This window comes from Streptomyces sp. NPDC001231, from assembly GCF_042896885.1.
In the GTDB taxonomy this organism is placed as follows: domain Bacteria; phylum Actinomycetota; class Actinomycetes; order Streptomycetales; family Streptomycetaceae; genus Streptomyces.
On sequence record NZ_JBIAXS010000020.1, the window covers coordinates 100,254 to 122,129 of the forward strand.

Consider the following 21,876-nt stretch of genomic DNA (forward strand, 5'->3'; position numbering starts at 1 on the left):
TGAACGGCCCGTCACCGGGACGCCGGCACGACCTCCTTGACGAACAGCTCGAGCGACCTGCGCTTCTCCTCGTGCGGGAGGCTGTTGTCGCACCAGAAGCTGAACTCGTCGACGCCGGGTTCCTGGTAGCGGCGCAGCCGTTCGACGACCTCGCCCGGCGTGCCGATCACCGCCGTCCGGGGCAGCGACTCGGGTGCGAACTCGGGGCGTTCGGCGAACTTGGGGTCGACCTGACCGCCCGGTGGCCGGGCACGGCGGCGTCGAGGCCGGCCGGGTCGAAGCCGCTGAGCCGGTTCCACAGCGCCGGGTACGGCGAGGCGGGCTGCTGTGCCTGAAGAGCGACCACGCGCCGCACCGCGTCGGCGGCGGTGAGCGGCTCCCGGTCCAGCAGCAACTGCCGGGCGAGTGCCCAGCGGTTGAGGGCGCGCGGTAATCATCCGGTCATCACGCCGAGCCTGTCTCCCGGTCGTGCGGGGAACCCCGCCCAGGGTTCCCCGCACTCCGGCCGGAGCAAGGGTCAGACCCTGGCCTCCTCCCCGACCTCGGCGCCTCGAGCCGCGGTGGCCTTCGGCGAACGGCGCCCGGGCATCCACCAGTTGGCGTTGCCGCACAGTTCCATCACCGCGGGGACGAGGATCATCCGGATGATGGTGGCGTCGATGAGCACGGCGACGGCCATGCCCAGACCTCCCTGCTTGACCGCGACGTCGGGACCGAGCAGCGAGGTCGTGAAGACGGCGACCATGATGGCGGCCGCGGCCGTGATGACCTTGGCGGTCCGCGCCATTCCGCGGGCGACGGCCGTCCGGGTGTCGCCGGTGCGCTCGTACTCCTCACGGACCCGTGAGATCAGGAAGACCTCGTAGTCCATGGACAGGCCGAACAGGACCGGGAAGATCATCATCGGCACCCAGGTCGTGATCGGCATCTCGGTGGGGAAGCCTAGGGCCGAGCCCAGCCATCCCCACTGGACGACCGCGACGAGCACGCCGTAGGCGGCGCCGATCGCCAGCAGGTTCATCACGGCGGCCTGCAACGCGATCGTGACGGACCGGACCAGCGCGATCAGCAGCACCAGGGACAGCGCGATGACGACCGCGATCATGAAGGGCAGGCGCGAGCCGATGTCGTCGGCCATGTCGATCGTGCCGGCGTTCGGGCCACCGACGTAGACCCCGTCGCCCCCGGGTGCCTTGGGCAGCACGTCGTCGCGGAGCCGGTGCACCACGTCCGCGGTCGCCTCGTCCTGGTATCCGGTCCGGGGGAAGGCCATGAAGATCGCCGCCTGCCCGTCCTTGCTGACCTGGGGCGGTGTGGTGTGGGCGATGCCCTCGGTCCTGCCGACCGCTTCGACGACGGGACGCAGACCGGTGTGGCCGGAGCCGACCTCGGCGGCGAAGACCAGGGGTGCGCCGTAGCCGGGACCGAAGCCCTCGGAGAGGATCTCGTACGAGGTGTAGCTGCTCCTGTCGTGGGGCTGGACACTGGCGTCGGGGTTGCTCAGCCGCATCGACAGCGTGGGGGCGGCCAGCACCAGCAGGACCGCGCCGGCCAGTACCGCGGCGACCAGCGGCTTGCGCTGCACCACGCCGGCCCAGCGCTCGGCGAGGGTAGGTCGCTCCCGCGCCGGGACACCGTCGGCCCCGCTCCGCCGGGACGTGCGACGCGGCAGGCGCAGCGAGTTGATCCTGTGCCCGGTGAAGCCCAGGAACGCCGGCAGCAGGGTCACCGCGGCGATCATCGTCACCAGCACGATCACCGAGGTGGCGACGGCCACCCCGGTCATCAGCCGCTGTCCCATGACGATCAGGCCCATCAGCGCGATCACGACGGTCGTGCCGGCGAACAGGACCGCGCGACCGGCCGTTGTGATGGCCTTGACCGTGGCGGTCTCCGGCTCGTCGCCTGCCTGCAGGCCGTCCTTGTAGCGGGTCACGATGAACAGCGCGTAGTCGATGCCGACGCCGAGCCCGATCATCGCGGCGAGGATCGCGGTGAAATCGGGTGACGGAACCAGGTATCCCACCAGCTTCATCAGGGCGATGCCGGCGACGATCGCCAGCAGTGCGGTCACGATCGGCAGTCCCATCGCCACCAGTGACCCGAAGGCGATGAACAGGATCACCGCCGCCGCCACGATGCCCACGCTCTCGGACGAACCCTGCGGGGGTGTCTCGGCCTTCTCCGCCTTCTCCCCGCCCAGCCCCAGCGTCACGCCGTCGCCGGAGGCTTCCTTGACCATGGTCACCAGGGGCTTGACCTCGGCCTTCTTCACATCCTTGGCGGTCAGCGGGATGGTCGTACGGGCGATACGACGATCCTTCGTCACCAGATCCTCGTCCCTGTACGGCGAGGTCACCGGTCCCGTGAGGGGGGAGGCGTCCAGATCGGCGACGACCTTCTCGATCTTCTGCCGGGCGGCGGGGTCGTCGATCCCCTTCTCCGCCTTGATCGCGAGAGTCAGCGTATCCCCCTGCCGCTCGGGGAAGTGCTTCTCGATCAGCGCCTGCGCCTTGGCGGAGTCGGAGCTTCCGCCGGAGAAGTCGTTGTCGGGGGCGGCGCCGAAGCCGAAGCCGGCGAACGCCACGGCGATCACGCCGACGATCCAGGCCAGGAGCACCGGGCGGCGCCGCCGGTAGCAGAACCGGGCCAGTGCCGCCAGGGCTCCTTCCGTACGGGGGGTGCCGGTTGCCGTCATCTTCTCCTCCTGCGACTGGACGTCGCCCGATCATGTCCTCCGGACCCGTCCCCGAACGTCCCGCAGGCGCGGACACTTTGGGCTGCCACCGACGGCGCACGGGACCGCGGCGGATACCGCGGGCGCCGCCCCTGTACCGCGGGCGCGGTACAGGGGCGCTCGTCCCCGAGCGTGATCCGCCCGCGGCGGCATCCCGTTAGGGTGCGCCCATGGACAGAGCACGGTTCGGTGTCCCGGCCGGTGTCGGGGACTGGGCGATCGCCGTCGGCGTGGCGGGGGCGCTGCTGGCCACCGGGCTGTCCGGGGGGCACTCCGCCGACGACCTCGGCCCGCTCGGCTACGCGCTGCTGGTGGCCGGCGGTCTGGCGCTGGCCGCGCGCCGCCGGGCCCCGCTGCCCGTGCTGGCCGTCACCGGACTGTGCGCGGTGGGTTACCAGGCGGTCGGCTTCGATGTGCCCGCCGTCGCCTACCTGTTCGCGGTGTACGCCGCCATGCGGGCGGGGCACCGCACCGTCACCGTCGCGGCAAGCGTGGGCATGCTGGCCGCCCTCCCCCTCGCGGCCCTCGCCTCCCTGCACGACACGGGGGAGGCGTTCGCGCAGGCCCGCGGCGCCCTCGAAGTGGCCTGGCTGATCGCGGCCGGCGCGGCGGGCGAGGCGCTGCGGCAGGCCGAGCGGCGGGCGGACGAGGCCGAGCGCACCCGGGAGGAGACCGCGCGGCGCCGCGCCGACGAGGAACGGCTGCACATCGCGCGGGAGTTGCACGATTCGCTCACCCACCAGATCTCGATCATCAAGGTGCAGGCCGAGGTCGCCGTCCATGTGGCCCGCAGGCGCGGCGAACAGGTGCCGGCGGCCCTGCTGGCGATCCAGGAGGCGGGACGTGAGGCGAGCCGGGAGCTGCGCGCGACCCTGGAGGCGCTGCGCGACGACGACACGGCCCCGCCGCGCGGAATCGACCACGTCCCGGAGCTGGTGGAACGGGCCCGTGCCTTCGGCCTGGACGCGACGCTGACGGTCAAGGGGCAACGGCACGACGTGCCCGCCGCGGTGGACCGGACCGTATACCGGATCGTTCAGGAGTCGCTGACCAACATCGCCCGGCATGCCGCCGCGGACTCGGCGTCGGTCCGGATCGACTGCCGTCCGGACGCGCTCACGATACGCGTCGACGACGACGGCAGAGCCACGCCGGGCACCGCCCCCGTGCCCGGCGTCGGACTGCTCGGGATGCGTGAGCGCGTCACCGCCCTCGGGGGCCGGCTGCGGGCCGAGCCGCGTGTCGAGGGAGGCTTCACCGTCCAGGCCGAACTCCCCGTGGAGCAGACGTCGTGATCCGTGTCCTGCTGGTCGACGACCAGCCGCTCCTGCGCAGCGGATTCCGCGCGCTGCTCGACATGGAGGACGACATCGAGGTGGTGGCCGAGGCCGGTGACGGGCTGGAGGGCCTGGAACTGGTCCGGGAGCACCTGCCCGACATCGCGCTCATCGACATCCGGATGCCGGTCCTCGACGGCATCGAGGTGACCCGGCGCGTCGCCGCGGACCCGGCGCTGTCCGGGGTGCACGTCGTCATCCTGACCAACTACGGCCTGGACGAGTACGTCTTCGACGCGCTGCGCGCCGGGGCGGCCGGGTTCCTCGTCAAGGACATCGTGCCGGAGGACTTCCTGCACGCCGTGCGTGTCGCCGCGCGGGGCGACGCCCTGCTCGCGCCGTCGATCACCCGCAAGCTGATCAGCCGGTACGTCACCCAGCCGCTCGACACGGGAGTCGGCCCGGGGCTGACGGAGCTGACCAACCGCGAACGCGAGGCCGTCGCCCTGGTCGCGCAGGGGCTGTCCAACGACCAGATCGCCGACCGCATGGTGATCAGCCCGATGACCGCGAAGACCCACGTCAACCGGGCCATGGTCAAACTCGGGGTCCGTGACCGCGCCCAACTCGTGGTCCTGGCCTACGAGTCGGGCCTGGTGACCCCGAGAAGCCGTTGAGCGCGGCGGGCGGCCGTGCCGGTCGGGTCGCCGCGGCACTCGGGGTGAGGACGGGCGTGGCTGATCACCCTGCCTCACCAGTGCTCCTGGCCCGGGGATCCCCCCATGGACAGGAGCGCTGATGACGGCCACTCGGATGGTGCGGATCGTGGAAGCGGACCGTGGCGCCGAGCGCGGTCAGGCAGCGGACCACCGCGGTCGCGGGTGACTCGCGCAGACCGGCGACGTCCGGCTTGCAGGTCACGCCGAGCAGCAGCACTTCGGCCCCCTGGACCGCGCACCCCGCTTCGTCCAGCAGCGCGGTCACCCGCCGCGCCACATGGGCGGGCATCTCACGGTTCACCTGCTGCGCGGCCGCGACCGTCCGGAAGGTGAACCGTTCCTGGAGACTGAGCGGGAGTGAGTCCTGTGGCCATAACCCGTGCTCAGCCAAACACCCCGAACGGTCTTGGGTGTTCTGGTCCACCGCGTTCGCTCCGCGTCCGGCGCGTACGGATCCTGTCCGTGGTCCGGGGACACGGGGGCGGTTTCCCTCGCTCCCTCGGCCGCCGGGTCGGGCCTGGGCGGTCCGATGCCCGTGCACATCGCTCTGGTGTGCACGGGGCGGTGCCGTCCGTCGCCTGATCCGGTATCCGAGGGCGCGCCTGCCGATGGCCACCGAGGCGGCGGCGTGTTGGCTGGTCATGTGGGTTTCGCCGGTGAGCGGGGCTTGCCAGTGCTGGGCGCCCCGGACGCTGGTGCAGGCGGGATCGACGGCGATCACGCCGATGCCGGCTTCCGCGCACATGCCACGGCCGTGCCCGCTGTGCATCGTGCACCGGGCCGCCGTCCCGGAGGCCGACAGGCCGCGCGCATCCGACCGGGCGATCACGGTCACTCCGCGCGGTGAAACCCGCGCGCCCCCGGAACCGGCCGTCCCGGCGGCAAACCCGTACCGCACGGCAGGGAGGCCGTGGTACGGACACGAACACAGCCGACACGGAGAGCGAGATGACTGTCGCTCAATGTGATCTTCTGTGAGTGTCGTCGGGTACCGGGCCCGAGATGTCCAAGGAGATCTCATGCACACATCCGCTGTCGGAAAGCGCCTCGCCATCGCCCTCGCCACCGCGTCCCTGGCAGGCGTCCTGGGCCTGGCCGGCTCGGGGTCGGCCCAGGCGGCGAGCGCGGGCGTCCGGATCCTCCCCGGACACGGCACGCACACCACGCAGCTGTCCGGCAGCTTCTCCTCCTGACACGGCGGACGGCGGACAGGGCCGGGGTCGCCCCGGCCTCATCCGCGCGCCCGGTCCCGTACTCACCCGCATCCCAGGAGCACTTGGTGAAGTCCGCTCTCCACGCACCCGCCGCCGCGGTCGCGGATCCCGGCGAGGGATACGCCTTCGACAACGACAACGTCCACGCGGCGGAGCAGCACCGCTGCCTCGCCGCGTCGCTGGACCCGATCACCACCGCGCGGCTGGCCGGCACCGGAGTCACCGACGGCTGGCGCTGCCTCGAGGTCGGCGCGGGCGGCGGCAGCGTCGCCACCTGGCTGGCCGAACGCGTGGCGCCCACCGGCGAGGTGGTGGCCACGGACATCAATCCGGTGCACCTCCCCGAGCACCCGCGGCTTCGGACGCTGCGGCACGACGTGACCCGCGACCCGCTGCCCGAGGAGGCCTTCGACCTGGTCCACTCCCGTCTGGTGCTGCTCCATCTGCCGCAGCGCCGGGCGGCGCTCGCCACGATGACCCGTGCCCTGCGCCCGGGCGGGTGGCTGCAACTCGACGAGTTCGACATCGACTACGGCCCGGTCCTGCTGGCGCCGAGCCGTGCCGGAGCCGAGGTGTACGAGCGGTTCCTGGCGGCCAAGGCACGCGTGTTCGCGCAGGCGGGAGCGGACGGCAGCTGGGGACGGCACGCCGCCGGGGCCATGCGGGACGCCGGGCTCGTCGACATCGACCCGGTGCCCTTCCTGATGCCGTGGCACGCCGACTCGCCAGGCGTCCACCTCCTGATCCACCACACCCACCACCTGCGTGACCGCCTCGTCGCCGCCGGCATGACCGACGCCGAACTCGCCGAGGTGCGCGAGGTGATGCGGCATCCCCGGTTCCGGGCCAGCTCGTGCGTGATCTACTCCGTGCAGGGGCGGCGGGCCCGGTGAGCGTCGACGCGTGCGTACGGACCGAGGCGCGTCGGGCGCCGGAACCACACCGGCCGCTGGCCGGGATCCAGGTGGGCGCCACGGGCGGCTCGACGGCGCTCGCGGTCGCCGCCGACCACCTGGCGCTCCTCGGCTGCGAACCGGCCACCGCCGGCCTGCGGCACGCCACCGGTGACACCCGTCCGGGGCACGGCACCGGTGACGCCGGTGACGCGGGCACCCTCGTCACCGCCACGGGTGCCGGCAGCCTCACCTGCGCCATCGACTGGGCGGGCCCGGTGGCGCTGCCCCTGGCGAGCGAGGCCGACGTGCAGTCCGCCTGCGGCATCGCCCACATCCACGGGCGCCGGTACGGGGCGCCCACGCTGCTCGGCCTCGACTACGCCGGAACGGTGGCCGGGGTGCTCGCCGTGACCGGCATGCTCGCCGCGTTCCACGCCGCCGCGCGCGGCACCCGGATCGGCCGGGTGCGCACCTCGGTCGCGCAGGGCGCGCTCCTCGCCACCGGCCAGTACCTGGCCATGGCGAGCGCCGCCGGTACGCACCCTTCGGACATGCCGGTGCCGCCGGCGTCCCCCGGTCCGGGCGCCGGCGCACCGCCGTTCACCAGCGCCGACGGGGTCAGGTTCGAGATCGAGACACTCGACGCCGAGGCCTGGCAGCGCTTCTGGACCGTCCTCGACGCCGAGCGGACCGCTGTCCGCCGAGGCTGGCCGCCGTTCCAGAACCGGTTCGCCACCGCCGTCTGCCCGCTGCCCGCCGCACTGCACCGCGTCGCCGCGCGGCGTTCCTACCAGGTGATCCGCTCCGTGGCCGCCCGGACCGACGTCAGCGTGCTGCCCGTCCGCGGCCCCGACGCGCCGGAGCCGGGCGCCCTGCCCGAGACCCCATGGACCGTCAGGGCACTGCCCGCGGACCGGCGGACGGCGGCGGGGCCCTCCGTGCCCTCGCCCGCCGCGGCCTGCCCCACGGTGTCCCGGCCGCTCGCCGGGCTGGTCGTCGTCGAGTCCACCGGACGGGTGCAGGGGCCGCTCGCCGGACACGTACTCGCCCGGCTCGGGGCCCGGGTCATCAAGGTCGAACCACCGGGCGGGGACCCCCTGCGCGGCACCGAGCCGCTGGTCGGCGGCTGCTCGGCCCGGTTCCTGGCGCTCAACCACGGCAAGGACGTGGTGGAGGCGAACCTGCGGACCCCGGGCGGCCGCGGGACGCTCCGCGAACTCGTCCGCGACGCCGATGTGTTCCTGCACAACTGGGCCCCCGGCAAGGCGGCCGCGTGGCATCTCGACGCCACCGATCTGGCCGGTGTCCGGCCCGGCCTCGTCTACGCGCGGGCGTCCGGCTGGGGCGAGGCCCTCGGGCCCACCCCGCCGCTCGGCACCGACTACCTGGTGCAGGCGGGCAGTGGTCTGGCCGGGCTGACCGCGCGGCACGGCGAGCCACCGACGCCCTCGCTGATGACGCTGCTCGACGTGCTCGGCGGCCTGGTCTGCGCCGAGGGGGTGCTGGCCGCGCTGGCGGCGCGCTCCACCAGCGGCCGGGACACGCACGGCAGCGCCCCACTGCTGCATGTGGACACCTCCCTGCTCTCCGCCGCGACCGTACTGACCCGGCACGGATCCGGCGCTGCCGCCTCCCGCCGTCCGGGGCCGTCGGTGCCGCTGACGTCCGACCTCACCGAACTCGCCGCGGACCCGCGGTTCGGCGCCGCACTGACCCGGGCCGGCTGCGTCCTGCCCGGCACGCCCTGGGAGTTCACCGCATGACGGGGACCTGGACCACGGCCGGAGGCGCCGAGGTGCCCGACCGGGTGCCGGCCCGGCTGCGCCGCCGGTACGTCGAACAGGGCCTCGTGCCCGGCCGTGACCTCTCCGCGCTCTTCCGCGCGCAGGCCACGGCCCACCCCGAACGGCCCGCGGTCATCGACCCCGAGGGCACGCTCGGTTATGCGGCCCTCGACCGGCGTGCCCGGCGGATCGCCGCGGCGCTGACGGCTTCCGGCGTCGGCGCGGGCGACGTGGTCGGCGTCCAACTGCCCAACGGATGGCGGGCGCTCGCCGCCGACCTCGCCCTGGCCGCGATCGGCGCCGTGGCGCTGCCCTATCCGGTCGGGCGCGGCCGCCGGGACTCCCTCGCACTGCTCGGCGGGGCGCGGGCCGGCGCCGTGATCACGACGGCCGAGTGGAGCGGCATCCCCCTGGCGCGGGTCCTGTCCGGACTGCGGGCCGACCTGCCGTGTCTGCGGACCGTCGCCGTCCTCGGCCCGGCACCGGACGGCTGCGTGCCCCTCGACCCCTGGCTCGCGTGCTCGACCGGCTCCGGCACACCGTCATCCGCGGCGGCTGCACCATCAGCCCGGCCGAGGTCGAGCGCCACCTCGGCGCACACCCGGCGGTCGGTGACGTGGCCTGCGTGCCGGTGCCCGACCCGGATCTGCAGGAGCGGCTGTGCGCCTGCGTGACGCGGCCCCGCGACGGCGAGACGCCCACCCTGGCGGAGCTTCAGCGGTTCCTGGAGCAGGAACGGGGGCTGGAGCGCCGCAAGCTGCCCGAGCGACTGCTGACGCTCGATCAGCTCCCGCTCGGCCCCACCGGGAAGGTGTGCCGCGCCACCCTGGCCCGTCTCGCCGCCGCGCAGGTCACCGGCTCCGCGCCGCCGGCCACGACCTCGCTGGGGGCCCCCGGATGAGCGGACGCGACCCTACCCGTGCCGTCGTGATCGGCGCCGGAGTGGCCGGGCTGCTGGCCGCGTTCGTGCTCGCCGGCAGCGTCGACGAGGTCACCGTGATCGAGCGGGACCGGCTGCCGGACGGGCCGGAGCCGAGGGCCGGAGTGCCGCAGGGCCATCACGCGCACGTCCTGCTGCCGTGCGGCGCCGCCGCGATCGACGAACTGGTTCCCGGCACCCTGGCCGCCCTCGTCGGGGCGGGCGCCCCCGGCGTCGGACTCCCCCGCGACATCGTGGTGCGTGGGCCCTTCGGCCGGCCGGCGCGCCACGGGCCCTGGGAGACGGTCCTCACCTGCACCCGGGGCCTGATCGAGTGGACGCTGCGCCAACGCCTCGTCGCGGACACCGGCACCACTCTGCCGGCGGGCACCGAGGTGGTGGGCCTGCTCGGCGGCCCCGGCCGGGTCACCGGCGTCCTGACCCGGCGGCGCGGCGACGGCCGCCTCGGCCGGGCCGAGGCGGACCTCGTCGTGGACGCGTCCGGCCACGGCTCGGCCGCACCACGCTGGCTCGCCGGCTTCGGCGCCTTCGTACGGGAGACGGTCGCCGACAGCGGCGTCGCCTACGCGACCCGCCCCTGCCGCCTGCCTTCGTCGCTCGCCGAAGGACTCCCCGCCGTGTACGTCAGGCTCGGCATGCGGAAGGTGAGCCGGGGCGGCCTGCTGGTGCCGGTGGAGGACGGCCGCCGGCTCGCCACGCTGTTCGGCACCCGGGGCGCCGTCCCGGCCTCCGGCGCCGACGGCCACACCGCGTTCGCGCGGGAGCTGCCGGACCCGCTCATCGCCGACATGCTGGCCCGTGCCGAACCCGCCGGGCCCGTCCGCGCGTTCCGCCGGACCGCCAGTCACCGCCCCCACTACGAGCGGATGCGGCAGCGGCCGGAGGGCTTCGTCGTGCTCGGCGACGCGGCCTGCACCTTCAACCCGGCCTACGGGCAGGGCGTCTCGGTCGCCGCGCTGGGCGCCCTCGCCCTGCGCGAGGCGTACGTGGCGGGCCCGCGTCCCGGCGCCGCGCGCGGCGCCCAGCGCGCGGTGGCACGCTCGGCGGACACCGCCAGGCGGATCGCGGTCGGCCTGGACCAGCGCCATCCGCCGGCCCGCGGCGCACGCCCGGGGCCTCCCCGCCGCCTGCTGAACCGCTACCTGGACCGGCTCGACGCGGTCTCGGCCCAGGACCCGCGCGTCCAGCGGTCGATGGTGGGGGTCTACGCGCTGACCGTCCCTCCGGCACGACTGCTCGGCCCCGCGACACTGCTCGCCGCCGTACGCGGCCCCCTCGTCCCGCCGGCCGCCGCTCACCCCGACGGAGCGGACCACGCTGGCCGGGGCGGGCCCCGCTCGGGCGACACCGCTGCTCCGCGTCCCGCGGACGCCCGACGCCACGACCACAGGGAGCGTCCATGACCAGTGAGCTCAGCACCGAAACCGCCACGGAGCCGCCGTCCCAGGAGGCCGGCGTCCGCACGGGCCGGCGTCCGGGGGCGCGGCTGCCCGCCTACCTTCGGCCGGCCAAGCTCGGCATGGTCGACTACTACCTCAGCCTGGCCGTCGTCTGGTCGCTGCTCCCCGCGTCCCAGCGGCTCGACGGGGCGTCCCTGGTGACGCTGGCGGCGTTCCTGCTGGGCGAGGTGTGCCTGGTGGCGGCGGCCGTCGCGTTCGACGACGTCACCGGCCACCGGGACGGAAGCGACGCCGCGAACTACGGCCCCGACGCCCCGGCTCGGGCACTGGCCCGCAAACCGCTGCTGGCCGGGACGCTCACCGAGGCAGCCGCGGTCCGTTTCGCCTGGTGCGCGCTCGTCGCCGGGTGCCTGTGCTGGACGGCGGCGCTGGTCTGGGCGCCGCACCGCCCGTTGTGGGCGGTGCTCGCCCTCGTGGCCGCCGCCGTCGTCGTCCCGCAGTACTCGTGGGGCCTGCGGCTCAGCTACCGGGGCTTCCAGGAAGTGTTCCTCGCCGTGGTCGGCTGGGCCTTCGTGCTGCCGCTGTTCGGCCTGCTCACCGGGGAGGTGACCGGGCTCGCGGCCGTGGAGGCGTTCCTGTTCGGGCTGGGTCCGGTCCTGTTCGGCGTGTACTCCAACACCCACGACGCCGAAGGGGACCGCGCGGTGGGCCGGCCGACCGCCGCGTGTCTGCTGTCCCTGCGTGGCAACCGCCGGTTCATCGGCGCGCTGTCGGTGCTCGAGACCACGGCGATCGTCACCGCGCCGCCGCTGGGGATCGCCCCGTGGTGGTTCCCGCTCGCCTTCGTCCCGCTGAAGGCGACCCGCGTCCGGCAGTTCACGGTCGGCATGGTGCGCGGCGACGTCCTGCGCGGCCGGCTGATCGGCATCCGGGCCCACCGGATCCTGGTCGTCACGCTCGTGGCGGTCAATCTCACGATCAGCGGCCTCCCCTGAGCCGGAAGGGCGGGGCGAGGACCCGAGCGGCGTCCCCGCGCTCCGTGCGGAAGCCCGCCCGAACCGCAGCCCCTCACCTTCCATCAGCTCCCGTGCGCCTAACGGGATTTCTCGGAGGTCACCCGATGAAACTCCTCGCCCCCGGACCGTTCTTCGACGTCCTGGCCGACCGCGGCACCGGAACGACGGTCCATCTGAGCCGGCCGCTGGACATCGCGGACGACGGCAGGACGACGTACGACATCCCGGACCTGGCCCACCTGGTGAGCCAGGCCGCGGGCTGGCTGGAGGGGCTGGGCGTGACGCCGGGCGACCGGGTCGCCGTGATCAAACCCAACCACTGGGACTACGTCCTGCTCGCCTGCGCCACCGCCCGCATCGGCGCGGTGCCCGCGCTGATCTCCGACCGCCTCCCGGTGGAGACGCTCCAGGTGCTGCTCAAACGCCTCGACGCCAAGGCCCTGGTCACCACCTCGGCCACGCTGGCGGCCGCGCGCGGCGCGGAGACCGACCTCACCGCCTTCACCCGCCGCACCCTCACCCTCGACGCCCCCGCACCCGGCGCGATCCCGCTCGCGGACGTGCGCGGCCACCGGACGCCGCCGCCCCGCCCCCGCCCGGACGACCTGACCCTGGCCATCATGCACACCTCGGGAACCACCGGGATCCCCAAGCTGGTCCGGCACTCCGCCAGAACGCTGATCCACCGGATCGCCGCGGCCGAGGCCCGGCGCCTGCCCCTGGTGTCCACCCGGCGTGCCGACACCGTCGCCCAGGCGGCGTCGTACGCGCACGGGCGGGGCCTCGCCTGGACGATCAGCGTGTTCTGGCTCGCCCCGCGCGCGGCGGTGATCCTGGACGCCTACGACGCCCGGCTCGCCGAACCCGTCCTGCGCGCGCATCCGCCGACCGTGCTGGAGGCCGCGCCCTCGGCCTTCGTGCGCTGGCAGCCGCTGGCGGCGGCGCCGGACAACCCCTTCCACGACGTGCGGCTCTACATCAACGCCTTCGACGCCGTGCACCCGCCCACGGTACGGACGTTCCTGACCGCGACCCGGCGCCGGCTGCCGTTGTGGGTGCAGGTCTGGGGGCAGTCCGAGACCGGGCCGCTCACCTTCCGCTGCCTGACGCGCAGGTCGGTACGCGCGACCGGGGAGCGCCACCCCACCACCCGGGACCTGGGGCGGACCGTGCCCGGCAGGGCCGGACTGCGCGTGGTGGACCCGACGACCCTCCAGCCGGTGGGGCGCGGCAGGCCCGGCCTGGTGCAGGCCCGTACCAGAACGCTGTGCGCCGGATACGTCAGCGAACCGGAGCGGATGCGCGCCAAGTTGTCCGGGCCCTGGTTCACCACCGGGGACCTCGGCCTCATCACCCACTCCGGCCGGCTGCTGCTGCTCGACCGCGAGGTGGACACGATTCCCGACGGCAGCTGCGTCGAGACCGAGGACGTGATCCACGACCGGCTGCCGGAGGTCGTCGAGGCGGTGGTGCTCGGTCGTGCGAGCGGACTGCCGCAGCCGGTCCTGGTGACCCGGGACGGCACGCTGGACCTCGGCGCGTGGAAGCAGGCCGTGACCGACCTTCCGCCGCTCGGCGAGCCGACGGTGCTGTCCCTGGACCAGCTCCCGCTCACCGCGACGGGCAAGGTCCGGCGGCAGGAACTGCGCGACCGGCTGCTCGACGGGGCACCGCCCTACGGCACCGGACGGTGGACCTGATCCGCACCCGGGCCCCGTCCGCGCGCCGCCGCCCATCCGCACGCGCGCGGCCACCCATCCGTACGCGCACCACCGCCCACCCGTACGCGCACCACCGCCCACCCGTCCACGCACCACCGCCCACCCGTCCACGCACCACCGCCCACCCGTCCACGCACCACCGCCCACCCGTACACGTGCGGTCACCCATCCGTCCGCGCACCACACCCGTTCCGTATGACACCTCGACAAGGGAGGGACCTCCGATGGCCGGGACAGACGTCGACATCGCCGTGGTGGGAGCCGGGATCTCCGGTCTGGCCTGCGCCTTCCATCTGGCCCGAGCGGGCCGCTCCGTGCGGGTGTTCGAGGCGGACGGCAGGGTGGGCGGGCGGATGGCCAGCCGCCGCCACGACGGCTACGTCCTGGACGAGGGAGCCGAACACATCGCGGTCCGGGGCTACGACAGCACCTGGCGGCTGCTGCGGGCGACCGGACTGGACCAGGACGCCGTCGTCCCCGTGGGAGGCCGGATCGCCGTGTGGCGCGACGGCCGCGCCCACGCCAACCTCGGCCATCCGGCGGGGCTGGTGACCGGCGCCGGCATGTCGTGGCGCGGACGGCTGGCCTGGCTGCGGTTCACCGGCGGGCTGCTGAGACGACGGGGAGCCTTCGACCAGGACCACCCCGAGGCGACGCCCCTGGGCGACGCGACCGTGACCGCGTACGCGCGCCGCTACCACCGAGACCTGCACGACCGGCTGTTGCAGCCGATGGCCAGTGGGTTCTTCGGCTGGCGGCCGGAGCGTTCGGCGATCGGGCCGATGGCCGCGCTGCTGCTCGCCGTCGGCGGCGCCGGGGCGCGCTGGGTGGCGTACCGCGACGGCATGGGCACCCTCGCCACGACGCTGGCCGAGCGGCTCGACGTCGTCACCGGCAGGGCGGCCCTCGCCGTCAAGCCGAAGGCGAACGCCGTGCGCCTGGACCTGACCGGTGGTCGGAGCGTGACCGCCCGGCGCGTCGTGCTCGCCGTCCCCGCCCCGGTGGCGCTGCGCCTCCACGCCGGCCTGCCGGACGACGAGCGTCCCTATCTCGCGGCGAGCACCTACAGCCCGATGCTGAAGGTGATGTGCCTGTTGGACCGCCCGCTGCCGAGCCCCACCCGGGAGCCGTCCTACGCACTGGAGGTTCCGGCCCTGGACGACCGGGTGTTCGCCGGCGCGATCCTCGACCACGTCAAGGTCCCCGACCGGGTCCCGCCCGGCCGCGGTCTGATCAGCCTCTTCGCCTCCCCGTACGCCTCACCGGACCTGCTGGAGCGGCCCGACGAGGAGGTCGTGTCCGTGGTCGCCGGGCGCGCCGAGCGGTATCTGCCGGGCCTGACGGAGGCGACCCGCGAGGCGCACGTGGTGCGCTGGCCGGTGGGGCTGCCGGAGGCGACGCCGGCCGCGCTGCGGCTGCGGCGGACGTTCCTGGACCGCCCTGCGCGCCGCGTCGACTACGCCGGGGACTGGGTGATGCTCCGTCCCAACAGCGAGGCCGCCGTCCGTTCGGCCGAGATCGCCGCCCATCGGGTCCTGTCCGCCGACGCGCGCTGAGGTCTCAGGGTCTGGTGGTCAGGACGACGCTGTTGGCCGCCTTGTCGTGCAGGCACTGCTGGAACGGCTTGTCCCACAGGCACCACAGCACGTCGAGCAGGCCCAGGAACGGCACGAATCCCATCAGGAAGCCGGTGAACCAGCGCAGCCACGCGCGTCCGAAGGAGAGGTGCCGCCCGTCGTCGAGCCTGGCGACACGCAACCCGCAGATCCGCTTGCCGTAGGTGGCGCCGGACTTCCAGTGCATGACGGGCTCGTAGCAGAGCAGGACCACGCCGATCCCGGAGTACCCGATCACCCCGGCCACCATGCCGATGCTGTCGTTGTCCACCGTCAGGTTCTGGATCAGGACGACCAGACCGGCCACGAGCAGCAGCGCCAGCAGCATGAACACCCCGTCCAGGAAGCGGGCGGCGAGCCGCGCGCCCTGGTTGCCGAGGGCCCCGGGAGGCGGGCCCACCGGAGCGGGCCCGGCGGGCGGGGGGTACGTCGGCTGCCCGTATCCGTAGGGCTGCTGCGGGGGCTGGTACATGCTCATGCGCGGTCCTGGGTCGTCGGAAGGTGGGTGAGCGGGGGCCGTCGTGACGCGAACCGTCCACGATCAGCGGGGTGGTCGGAGCGAGCCACGGTGTCCGGAGGGTCGCGGAGTCCTGACCGCACGTCAACGCCCTGGGCGATCTTGGCAGTTGCCCGCGTCGAACGCCCGTGTCCCGCGTGCCCGATCGCGGAACTGACAGGGTATTGACTCCCCTACGGCCATTAGGCTTTCCTAAGGGCATGAGGGAGGACCGGAGGCTACGTCGGCGCAACGACACCGTGCGGGAGATCCTCGACATCGCGCTCGAGGTGATGGCGGAAGAAGGCGTTGCCGCGCTGAGCATGGCCGAGGTGGCCCGGCGGATGGGCATGCGGCCGCCCTCGCTCTACCAGTACTTCCCGTCCAAGACGGCCGTCTACGACGCCCTGTTCGAGCGAGGGATGCGCGAGACGGTCGACGTCCTGGAGCCGTACCGGGCCATGCTCTCCCGCGATCCGCGCGGTGCCCTCCTGGCGGGCCAGCAGGCCACCGTCGCCTGGGCGATGGCCCATCCGGTCCTGGCACAACTGCTGTACTGGCGGCCCGTGCCCGGGTTCGAACCGACCCTGCGGGCCTTCGAACCCGCGGTGCGGCAACTGGAACTCCTGCGGGCCACCCTCCGGGCCGCGGTGCGCGCCGGGCAGCTGTCGCCCGCCGCGGCCGAGGAGGACGGGGTGGCCCTCTACACGGCGCTGATGGCCGGTGTGATCAGCCAGCAGCTCGCCAACGAGCCGTCCGCACGGGTCGAGGAGGGCCGTTTCACCCGGCTCACCCGGACGACGGTCGACATGTTCTTCCACTTCTACGCCCCCGAGGAGGGCGAGTGCGATGACTCAGACCTACGGGGAGGCCGCACGCCTGCCGCAGACCGGCCGTGACCAGTCGGCCGCGGTCGCCGAGGCGGAAGGCCGGGCCGCCATGGACGTACTCGGCAAGCTCGGGGACGAGGACTGGCACCGTCCGACCGACTGCGCGGAGTGGGACGTGCGCACGCTGGTCTCCCACCTCGTCGCCCAGTGCGAGGACAACATCTCCCTGGCCACCATGGTGCGCAGGGAGATCACGGGCAGGCGGCGCCACCGGGGCATGGGCCCGGTCGACGCGCACATGGCGGCGCAGGTCGCCGACCATGCCACCGCCTCCGGACCGGAGTTGGCCGAGCGGTTCACGCTGCTGTGGCCGCGCGCCGTACGGGCCCGTCGGCGCCGCCCGGGACTGATGCGGCGTGCCAGGGTCGACACCGGTGTGGCCGACGCACCCCGGATGTCCGTGGGCCATCTGCTCGACACCATCTACAACCGTGACCTGTGGATGCACCGCGTCGACCTGGCACGGGCCACGGGGCAGCCCCTCGTGGTGGGAGAGCACGACCGGCTCATCGTCGAGCAGGTGATCCGCGACCTGGCCCTGACCTGGTCCGGGGCACCCGTCGTGCTGGAGCTCACCGGGCCCGCCGGGGGCACGTGGCTGATCGGCTCGGGCGAGCCCGCGTCGGTCGTGCGGGCGGACGCCGTCGCCTATCTGCGCGCCCTGGCCGGACGCGATCCGGACGTGCCGCTGGAACTGCTCTCCGGATCCGACGCGGCCCTCGCGGCCGCCCGCCGGGCCCGGGTCGTGTTCTGATCCTCCGTCGGGCGCCCTGGGAGCGGACCCGGTCGGAATCGTGGGGCAGCCGTCGCGGTACCGACGCGCCGGTTGCCCGACCCGGTACGCTCGGCCCCCCGCCCCCAGCGGGAACTCGACCGCGCGTACACATGGCAGGAAGGGGCCGAAGAGCGTGCATCCCACAGTGCGGCCGGGCAACGGGCGGCCGTTGCCCGAAGGGCTCGCGGAGGCGATACGTGAGACCGCCGGTGACATCGCCGCACTGCTGCGGGGCGCGGCCGACTCGGCGCTTCCCGTTCCGGGGTCGGAGTGGACGGTCGGCGAGGCGGCGGCCCATCTGGCGCTGGCCAACGAGCTGATGGCCGACCTCGCACGCGGGCGGGAACGCCCCTACGGGGACGGCACACCGCAGAGCCTGGCCGCGGCCAACGCGCGGGCCCTCGACGCGTTCGAGGAGCGCCGGCCCGAGCCACTCGCGGCGCTGATCGCGGAACAGGCCGAGGCGTTCCTGGACGCCGTGGACCGGGCCGCGGACGAGGGCGCCGCGGACGACCCGGCACTCGTCACGCCGCTGGGCCCCATGGGCAGGGCCGCACTCGCGTCCTACCTACTGACGCACATGCTGGGCCACGGCTACGACCTGGCCCGGGCCCTGGGCCGCCCGCACATGGTCGACCGTGCCCGTGTCGGGCTGTGCATGCCGTTCATGCTCCTGGTCATGCCGAGGGTCACCGCCGCGTCCGCCGCGGGTATGACGGCGCGTTACGCCATCCGCCTGCGCGGCGGCGCCGCGTTCGGCGTCGCTCTCGACGACGGCGCCGTGCACGTGACCCCGGGGCCCGCGATCCGGCCCGACTGCACGATCCTGATCGAACCGGTCGCCTTCCTCCTCATCGCGCTGGGCCGCCTCAACCCGTGGCGGGCCATGGCCCGGGGGCACGTCATGGCCTGGGGCCGCAAGCCCTGGCTCGCGCCCCGCTTCCCGAACCTGTTCACGGCGCCCTGATCCGCCTTCCCGTGGCGCGGACCCCGGCCGTCCTGTCGGCGCCGCTACGAGGAGAAGGTCTCGACGTACTCCTCGGCCTCCCCCAGCTCCGGCGCGTCGCACAACTCGATCCGCTCCCCGAGGCGTTCCAGCTCCAGCAGGGTGACGGTGTTCTCGCCCGGCACCAGGAGCGGCGCCGGGACGTACAGCGTCGCCTGGGGGCCGATCTCCCAGTACCGCCCGAGCAGGAAGCCGTTGATCCAGACGAACCCCTTGCCGAAACCGGGAAATGCCAGGAAGGTGTCCGCCCGCTCGTCCACCGTGAACCCTGCCGTCGCGAATCCGGCCGGGCCCCGCGGGTCGGTGGCGGCCGCCGCGCGGCCGACCTCCTGCGGCGTCCACTCGTCCAGCGGCAGCGGGTGCGTCGTCCAGCCGTGGACCATCCGGCGTCCCACCCGGACATGGCCGAGGATGCCCTTGCCCTGGCCGAGGAGCGGGCCGTAGTTGATCCGCCCCTGGTTCTCGACGAGCAGTTCCAGCCGCACCCGCCGCCCCGTGCCGTGGAGGGTGAGCGAGCCGGTCTCCCGGTCGACCACGCCGGCCCGGGCGCCGTCCACGAAGACCTGGGCGCGGTCGTGCAGTCCGCTGACGGTCAATTCGAGGACGCCGTCGGGGAGTTTCGGGTGCGCACGGTAGAGCACCAGGCCGGATGACTGTCCCAGTTCCTCGAAGCTCGGCGGGTGGGGTGAGTCCACCGCCCGGGAGACGGCTTCCAGCCCGCCCAGCAGTTCGGCGCCCCGGACGACCGGGACGACGCGGGGTGCCAGCAGCGCGGGGTCGGTGGGCAGTGGCCGCTCCGGGAGGCCGGTCACGGCGCCGAGCCGGTCGCGCAGGGCGAAGAACTTCGCGGTGAGCCCGCCGTGTTCGGCGATCGGCGCGTCCGAGTCATAGCTGGTCACGGTCGGCTGGATGGCCTCGCCGTCGTGGTTGGCGCCTGCCCAGAGTCCGAAGTTGGTACCGCCGTGGGCCATGTAGAGGCTCACCGATCCACCGGCGTCGAGGATGTCGCCCAGCGTTCCCGCCGCGCTCCGCGGCGACCGGACGTGGTGCCGCTCCCCCCAGTGGTCGAACCAGCCGTTCCAGAACTCCGCGCAGAAGAACGGCTCGCCTCGGCGGCGCGCCCGCAGCAGTGCGGCGGCCTCTGCCGCCTGGGAGCCGAACGTCGCGGTCGCGAGCTCGTCGGGCAGCGTGCCGCCGTCGAGCATCAGCTCGGTCGGGCCGTCGGCCGTGAAGAGCAGTTCGGTGATGCCGCGTTCCACCAGGGCGTCGCGGACCCGGCGCAGATACACGTGGTCGTCGCCGTAGCTGCCGTACTCGTTCTCGACCTGCACCCCGACGACGGGGCCTCCCCGCGCCGACTGAAGCGCGGCGAGACGCGGGATCAACTGGTCGAACCAGCCCGCCACCGCGTCCAGGAAGGGGCCGTGCGAGGACCGCGGCCGCATCCCGGGGGTGCCCGTCAGCCAGGCGGGCAGCCCGCCGTTGTCCCATTCGGCACAGATGTACGGGCCGGGTCGCACGATCGCGTCCAGCCCGGCCTCCTGCGCGAGACGGAGGAACCGTTCGACGTCGCACCAGCCGTCGAAGCGCACGCGGCCCCGGTGCCGCTCGTGGAAGTTCCACGGCACGTAGGTGTCGACCGTGTTCAGCCCCAGGGCGGCGAGTCGTGCCAGCCGGTCCGGCCACTGGTCGGGATGGACTCGGAAGTAGTGCAGCGATCCGGCGAGGACACGGTGCGGGCGGCCGTGCCGCAGGAGTTCGCCGTCGGGGTGGGACAGGGCAGGCGTCGACCGGCGCATCGGGTGTGCCTCTCTCATGGCGCGGTGGTGCCCGAGGCCGGCCCGCGACCGCGGGGTCGGCGCGCGGGAACGGGTCCGGGCGGGACCGCGCTCGCCACTGCCGCCCTGCGCGTGGTTGGCTTCCTCACGGCCTCTCCTTCGACGTGGGGTGGGGAGGGCGGAACCCGGCTCCCCTGCGGTCCGCCGCACGGCCGGGACACGCTGACGTGCCGGAACTATGACACAGGATGATAGCGATGCCAATGGGGGGTCGCCGCCGCTGCGGTGGGCGCTCCGAGCAGCACGGACACCGCTGTACGGGCGCTATCATCACGGTGGGACGAGCGGACGAGGGAACGTATGAAGAAGCGGAGCGAGGACGACGGCGCCGCACGGCCCCCGGGCATGACCGATGTCGCCCGGCTCGCCGGGGTATCCCCGCAGACCGTGTCGCGGACCCTGTCCGGCCACCCCAACGTGCGGGAGAGGACGCGGGCCAAGGTCCTCGCGGCCGTCGACCAGCTCGGGTACCGCAAGAACAACGCGGCGCGGATGCTGTCGTCCGGCCGCAGCCGCACCATCGGCGTGGTGACGCTTCAGACCACCTTCTACTCGCGCACCGCCGTGCTGTACGGCATCGAGAGCGCGGCGCGCGAGGCGGGCTACTCGGTCTCCACCGCCACCACCGCCTCCCTGGACACCTCCGCCATCGAGGGAGCGCTGGCGCGGCTCGCGGAGCAGGATGTCGAGGGGATCGTCCTCGCCGTCCCGCTGATCCATGTGAGCAGGCGGATCGAGCAGCTCACGGGCTCGGTCCCCACCGTCACCATCGACGGGTCGCGCACCTCCGCCACCGAGGTGGTGGCCGTCGACCAGACCCAGGCCGCACGCCTGGCCACGAAGCATCTGCTGGACCTCGGGCACGAGACGGTCTGGCACGTCGCCGGTCCGCGCGAGTGGCTCGACGCGGTCAGCCGCACCCAGGGCTGGCGCGACACGCTGGAGGCCGAGGGCAGAAGCGTCCCGCCCGAGCTGGAGGGTGACTGGTCGCCCGCGTCCGGGTACCGCAACGGCCTCGTCCTGGGCCGGATCCCGGACGTCACGGCCGTCTTCGTGGCCAGCGACGAGATGGCGTTCGGAGTGATCCGGGCGCTGCACGAGCTCGGCAGGCGGGTGCCCGACGACATCTCCGTCGTCGGCGTCGACGACATCGCGCTGGCCGAGTACTGCTCGCCGTCGCTGACCACCGTCGCCCAGCCGTTCACGCAGATGGGAGCTCTCGCCGTCTCCCATCTGATGCGCCATCTGGAGAACCCGGACGCCGCCCCCGAACCCGCGTCCGTCGAGCCGGCCCTGGTCGTGCGCGCGAGCACCGCGCCGATGCGGCGGGGCGGCGGCCGGTAGAGAGCCTTCCGCTCCGGCCGCGGACGGCTGCCGGCGGACGCCGTTGTCCGGCGATGCACGGCGATGCCACATACACCGGGCAATCGCAGTCGGCATCTGGTGTTATCGATGCCATTCCCCTACTGTCTCCCCCGCCCCATCAGCGTCATGACGGCCCCGGCAGGGGCCACGCGTCTTCCTCGCTCTCCCGTAACGGAGTCATCAGGA

The 21,876-nt window shown here is 73.9% G+C and carries 20 protein-coding genes and 2 pseudogenes; 15 read left to right on the plus strand and 7 right to left on the minus strand.

Translation table 11 applies throughout. The features are described 5' to 3' along the window. Positions 1 to 11: 11 nt before the first annotated feature. The 3 genes and pseudogenes from ACFY3J_RS24150 to ACFY3J_RS24160 all read right to left on the minus strand — a co-directional run bounded on the left by ACFY3J_RS24150 (position 12) and on the right by ACFY3J_RS24160 (position 2,698). Complete coding sequence (locus ACFY3J_RS24150; protein WP_384178667.1) at positions 12 to 299, minus strand: hypothetical protein; 288 nt, start codon at positions 297 to 299, stop codon at positions 12 to 14. Then, positions 224 to 394 (minus strand): annotated as a pseudogene (locus ACFY3J_RS24155) (DNA glycosylase AlkZ-like family protein); the annotation flags it as partial. The gene ACFY3J_RS24150 and the pseudogene ACFY3J_RS24155, both read right to left, overlap by 76 nt. A 123-nt stretch (positions 395 to 517) precedes the next feature. Continuing rightward, positions 518 to 2,698, minus strand: a complete 2,181-nt coding sequence (locus ACFY3J_RS24160; RefSeq protein WP_384178071.1) for an MMPL family transporter — start codon at positions 2,696 to 2,698, stop codon at positions 518 to 520. Positions 2,699 to 2,907: 209 nt separating this feature from the next. Between ACFY3J_RS24160 and ACFY3J_RS24165 the strand changes: the two genes are divergently transcribed. Both ACFY3J_RS24165 and ACFY3J_RS24170 read left to right on the plus strand, forming a co-directional pair. Next, on the plus strand, positions 2,908 to 4,032 hold the full coding sequence (locus ACFY3J_RS24165; RefSeq protein ID WP_384178068.1) for a sensor histidine kinase: 1,125 nt from the start codon (positions 2,908 to 2,910) through the stop codon (positions 4,030 to 4,032). Further along, positions 4,029 to 4,691 carry a response regulator gene (locus tag ACFY3J_RS24170; RefSeq protein WP_384178065.1) on the plus strand — a complete coding sequence of 221 codons (663 nt, stop codon included), beginning with the start codon at positions 4,029 to 4,031 and terminating at the stop codon, positions 4,689 to 4,691. Before ACFY3J_RS24165 ends, ACFY3J_RS24170 begins: the two co-directional genes overlap by 4 nt. A 64-nt stretch (positions 4,692 to 4,755) precedes the next feature. Here the strand turns inward: ACFY3J_RS24170 and ACFY3J_RS24175 are convergent, their stop codons facing one another. Together ACFY3J_RS24175 and ACFY3J_RS24180 are read right to left on the minus strand one after the other, a co-directional pair. After that, positions 4,756 to 5,022, minus strand: coding sequence for a UDP binding domain-containing protein (locus ACFY3J_RS24175; protein ID WP_384178645.1), 267 nt, complete (start codon positions 5,020 to 5,022; stop codon positions 4,756 to 4,758). 54 nt (positions 5,023 to 5,076) lie between these two features. After that, positions 5,077 to 5,478: pseudogene (locus ACFY3J_RS24180) on the minus strand (transposase); the annotation flags it as partial. A gap of 274 nt (positions 5,479 to 5,752) precedes the next feature. Here ACFY3J_RS24180 and ACFY3J_RS24185 point away from each other — a divergent pair. From ACFY3J_RS24185 to ACFY3J_RS24225, 9 genes are all read left to right on the plus strand, one after another. Beyond that, a complete protein-coding gene (locus tag ACFY3J_RS24185) occupies positions 5,753 to 5,926 on the plus strand; it encodes a hypothetical protein (RefSeq protein WP_384178062.1) in 174 nt (57 codons plus the stop codon). Between the two features lie 86 nt (positions 5,927 to 6,012). After that, positions 6,013 to 6,840, plus strand: a complete 828-nt coding sequence (locus ACFY3J_RS24190) for a class I SAM-dependent methyltransferase (protein WP_390841727.1) — start codon at positions 6,013 to 6,015, stop codon at positions 6,838 to 6,840. Then, on the plus strand, positions 6,837 to 8,606 hold the full coding sequence (locus ACFY3J_RS24195) for a CoA transferase (protein ID WP_384178056.1): 1,770 nt from the start codon (positions 6,837 to 6,839) through the stop codon (positions 8,604 to 8,606). Before ACFY3J_RS24190 ends, ACFY3J_RS24195 begins: the two co-directional genes overlap by 4 nt. Beyond that, positions 8,603 to 9,301 carry an AMP-binding protein gene (locus ACFY3J_RS24200; protein WP_390841728.1) on the plus strand — a complete coding sequence of 233 codons (699 nt, stop codon included), beginning with the start codon at positions 8,603 to 8,605 and terminating at the stop codon, positions 9,299 to 9,301. The genes ACFY3J_RS24195 and ACFY3J_RS24200 overlap by 4 nt, the downstream gene beginning before the upstream one ends. After that, positions 9,259 to 9,528, plus strand: coding sequence for a hypothetical protein (locus tag ACFY3J_RS24205; protein WP_390841744.1), 270 nt, complete (start codon positions 9,259 to 9,261; stop codon positions 9,526 to 9,528). Before ACFY3J_RS24200 ends, ACFY3J_RS24205 begins: the two co-directional genes overlap by 43 nt. Further along, positions 9,525 to 10,970 (plus strand): FAD-dependent oxidoreductase, encoded by a 1,446-nt coding sequence (locus tag ACFY3J_RS24210; protein ID WP_390841729.1) that lies wholly within the window; start codon positions 9,525 to 9,527, stop codon positions 10,968 to 10,970. Before ACFY3J_RS24205 ends, ACFY3J_RS24210 begins: the two co-directional genes overlap by 4 nt. Next, positions 10,967 to 11,962 carry a UbiA family prenyltransferase gene (locus ACFY3J_RS24215; protein ID WP_390841730.1) on the plus strand — a complete coding sequence of 332 codons (996 nt, stop codon included), beginning with the start codon at positions 10,967 to 10,969 and terminating at the stop codon, positions 11,960 to 11,962. The genes ACFY3J_RS24210 and ACFY3J_RS24215 overlap by 4 nt, the downstream gene beginning before the upstream one ends. A gap of 125 nt (positions 11,963 to 12,087) precedes the next feature. Beyond that, positions 12,088 to 13,683: a class I adenylate-forming enzyme family protein gene (locus tag ACFY3J_RS24220; RefSeq protein ID WP_390841731.1), complete on the plus strand. Its 1,596-nt coding sequence runs from the start codon at positions 12,088 to 12,090 to the stop codon at positions 13,681 to 13,683. Positions 13,684 to 13,928: 245 nt separating this feature from the next. After that, complete coding sequence (locus tag ACFY3J_RS24225) at positions 13,929 to 15,260, plus strand: protoporphyrinogen/coproporphyrinogen oxidase (protein ID WP_384178038.1); 1,332 nt, start codon at positions 13,929 to 13,931, stop codon at positions 15,258 to 15,260. Between the two features lie 4 nt (positions 15,261 to 15,264). Here ACFY3J_RS24225 and ACFY3J_RS24230 read toward each other — a convergent pair whose 3' ends face one another. Next, the gene (locus ACFY3J_RS24230; RefSeq protein WP_384178035.1) at positions 15,265 to 15,798 is read right to left on the minus strand and encodes an RDD family protein; all 534 of its coding nucleotides are present in this window, start codon (positions 15,796 to 15,798) and stop codon (positions 15,265 to 15,267) included. Between the two features lie 239 nt (positions 15,799 to 16,037). On the opposite strand from ACFY3J_RS24230, the gene ACFY3J_RS24235 reads away from it, so the two are divergent. From ACFY3J_RS24235 to ACFY3J_RS24245, 3 genes are all read left to right on the plus strand, one after another. Next, complete coding sequence (locus tag ACFY3J_RS24235) at positions 16,038 to 16,715, plus strand: TetR/AcrR family transcriptional regulator (RefSeq protein ID WP_390841732.1); 678 nt, start codon at positions 16,038 to 16,040, stop codon at positions 16,713 to 16,715. Further along, positions 16,666 to 17,460 carry a maleylpyruvate isomerase family mycothiol-dependent enzyme gene (locus tag ACFY3J_RS24240; RefSeq protein WP_384178029.1) on the plus strand — a complete coding sequence of 265 codons (795 nt, stop codon included), beginning with the start codon at positions 16,666 to 16,668 and terminating at the stop codon, positions 17,458 to 17,460. The genes ACFY3J_RS24235 and ACFY3J_RS24240 overlap by 50 nt, the downstream gene beginning before the upstream one ends. Before the next feature lie 154 nt (positions 17,461 to 17,614). Further along, the gene (locus tag ACFY3J_RS24245; protein WP_384178025.1) at positions 17,615 to 18,448 is read left to right on the plus strand and encodes a maleylpyruvate isomerase family mycothiol-dependent enzyme; all 834 of its coding nucleotides are present in this window, start codon (positions 17,615 to 17,617) and stop codon (positions 18,446 to 18,448) included. A gap of 44 nt (positions 18,449 to 18,492) precedes the next feature. On the opposite strand, the gene ACFY3J_RS24250 is transcribed toward ACFY3J_RS24245, so the two are convergent. Further along, positions 18,493 to 20,304 carry a beta-galactosidase gene (locus ACFY3J_RS24250; RefSeq protein WP_390841733.1) on the minus strand — a complete coding sequence of 604 codons (1,812 nt, stop codon included), beginning with the start codon at positions 20,302 to 20,304 and terminating at the stop codon, positions 18,493 to 18,495. A gap of 321 nt (positions 20,305 to 20,625) precedes the next feature. Between ACFY3J_RS24250 and ACFY3J_RS24255 the strand changes: the two genes are divergently transcribed. After that, positions 20,626 to 21,669, plus strand: coding sequence for a LacI family DNA-binding transcriptional regulator (locus tag ACFY3J_RS24255; protein WP_384178019.1), 1,044 nt, complete (start codon positions 20,626 to 20,628; stop codon positions 21,667 to 21,669). The last annotated feature ends 207 nt before the right edge of the window (positions 21,670 to 21,876 follow it).

Coding starts and splice junctions, on each gene's coding strand:
- ACFY3J_RS24220 (WP_390841731.1), top strand. CDS start 12,088: ATGAAACTCCTCGCCCCCGGACCGTTCTTCGACGTCCTGGCCGACCGC.
- ACFY3J_RS24225 (WP_384178038.1), top strand. CDS start 13,929: ATGGCCGGGACAGACGTCGACATCGCCGTGGTGGGAGCCGGGATCTCC.
- ACFY3J_RS24175 (WP_384178645.1), bottom strand. CDS start 5,022: ATGCCCGCCCATGTGGCGCGGCGGGTGACCGCGCTGCTGGACGAAGCG.
- ACFY3J_RS24160 (WP_384178071.1), bottom strand. CDS start 2,698: ATGACGGCAACCGGCACCCCCCGTACGGAAGGAGCCCTGGCGGCACTG.
- ACFY3J_RS24250 (WP_390841733.1), bottom strand. CDS start 20,304: ATGAGAGAGGCACACCCGATGCGCCGGTCGACGCCTGCCCTGTCCCAC.
- ACFY3J_RS24235 (WP_390841732.1), top strand. CDS start 16,038: ATGAGGGAGGACCGGAGGCTACGTCGGCGCAACGACACCGTGCGGGAG.
- ACFY3J_RS24210 (WP_390841729.1), top strand. CDS start 9,525: ATGAGCGGACGCGACCCTACCCGTGCCGTCGTGATCGGCGCCGGAGTG.
- ACFY3J_RS24200 (WP_390841728.1), top strand. CDS start 8,603: ATGACGGGGACCTGGACCACGGCCGGAGGCGCCGAGGTGCCCGACCGG.
- ACFY3J_RS24230 (WP_384178035.1), bottom strand. CDS start 15,798: ATGAGCATGTACCAGCCCCCGCAGCAGCCCTACGGATACGGGCAGCCG.
- ACFY3J_RS24185 (WP_384178062.1), top strand. CDS start 5,753: ATGCACACATCCGCTGTCGGAAAGCGCCTCGCCATCGCCCTCGCCACC.
- ACFY3J_RS24255 (WP_384178019.1), top strand. CDS start 20,626: ATGAAGAAGCGGAGCGAGGACGACGGCGCCGCACGGCCCCCGGGCATG.
- ACFY3J_RS24240 (WP_384178029.1), top strand. CDS start 16,666: ATGACTCAGACCTACGGGGAGGCCGCACGCCTGCCGCAGACCGGCCGT.
- ACFY3J_RS24165 (WP_384178068.1), top strand. CDS start 2,908: ATGGACAGAGCACGGTTCGGTGTCCCGGCCGGTGTCGGGGACTGGGCG.
- ACFY3J_RS24215 (WP_390841730.1), top strand. CDS start 10,967: ATGACCAGTGAGCTCAGCACCGAAACCGCCACGGAGCCGCCGTCCCAG.